We start from the raw sequence: 532 nt of genomic DNA on the forward strand, positions 1-532 counted from the left end.
CTGCTCTACGTCCACGAGACCGAGCTGTGCTGCCTTAACCAGACGGCGTGGGATGCGAACGGTCTGACCGTCGATCTTGACCTCCTGAAGGGCGACATTGTCGGCCTTCCACTGGGAACGGCGCATGCGGGTGTTTGCGCGGGACATACGGCGCTTTGGAACTGCCATTGTTTTCCCTCCTATGCCTTCTTCTTGCGGCGAGCCATGCCACCGAAGCGACGCTCGAACTTCTCAACACGACCAGCGGTGTCCATGACACGCTGAGCGCCGGTCCAGAAGGGGTGAGACTCGCTGGTGACGTCAACGACGATCAGTGGGTACTCGTTACCATCTTCCCAGGACACGGTGCGGTCGCTGGAAGCGGTGGACTTGGTCAGGAACTGGAAGCCAGTACCTGCGTCCTGGAAGACTACCGCATGGTAGTCAGGGTGGATATCCTTTTTCATTTACTCTCGATTCCCTCAGGATTGAAACTTCAGGTCGGTTCCAGCGGATGCCAGATCGTGCCCGAGTTGGGTTCGGTAAGTATGCA

General features: G+C 57.9%; 2 protein-coding genes. Both read right to left on the bottom strand.

Features of this window, described 5'->3' with window-relative positions:
* A partial coding sequence (gene rpmF, locus MD273_RS19350) for a 50S ribosomal protein L32 (protein WP_285229187.1) occupies positions 1–168 on the bottom strand: 168 nt, incomplete at its 3' end.
* 11 nt (positions 169–179) lie between these two features.
* Complete coding sequence (locus MD273_RS19355; protein ID WP_003858446.1) at positions 180–446, bottom strand: type B 50S ribosomal protein L31; 267 nt, start codon at positions 444–446, stop codon at positions 180–182.
* Positions 447–532 lie beyond the last annotated feature (86 nt).

Source organism: Marinobacter sp. C7 (genome assembly GCF_022343555.1).
Classification (GTDB): Bacteria; Pseudomonadota; Gammaproteobacteria; order Pseudomonadales; family Oleiphilaceae; genus Marinobacter.

What these genes read in the sequence shown, in the direction of transcription:
- MD273_RS19355 (WP_003858446.1), bottom strand. Translation starts at nt 446, where the DNA reads ATGAAAAAGGATATCCACCCTGACTACCATGCGGTAGTCTTCCAGGAC.